Origin of the sequence: Enterobacter cloacae complex sp.6700776 (assembly GCF_048284255.1) — a bacterium.
In the GTDB taxonomy this organism is placed as follows: Bacteria; Pseudomonadota; Gammaproteobacteria; order Enterobacterales; family Enterobacteriaceae; genus Enterobacter; species Enterobacter intestinihominis.
In genome coordinates, this window is the sequence record NZ_JBLVYK010000233.1 from 1 (window position 1) to 285 (window position 285).

Consider the following 285-nt stretch of genomic DNA (forward strand, 5'->3'; position numbering starts at 1 on the left):
GTATTAACACCAATGGGAATTTTAATTACGGTAACGCCGGCAGCAGAACATCTGCAAGAATTAAAAGCCTTGATTTATGATGAAGTGAAATTGCACCCTGCAAAAGACGAAGACCTTCCAGACTTTAAATTGATTGATGAGACTCGCTTAAATTATGTGATGGATCTTGAAGGAGAAGAGGCATTTGCATTGTTAGAGATGACGCCGTTTGCATGGCGAGCTTCTGAAGAGGTGAAACAGCAATTAAAGCAGGAAAACGAGAAAGATTATACTGCTGATTTTCTG

1 pseudogene is annotated in these 285 nt (G+C 39.6%); it reads left to right on the forward strand.

The features are described 5' to 3' along the window. A pseudogene (rrmA, locus tag ACNQ0T_RS24025) lies at positions 1–285 on the forward strand (23S rRNA (guanine(745)-N(1))-methyltransferase); the annotation flags it as partial.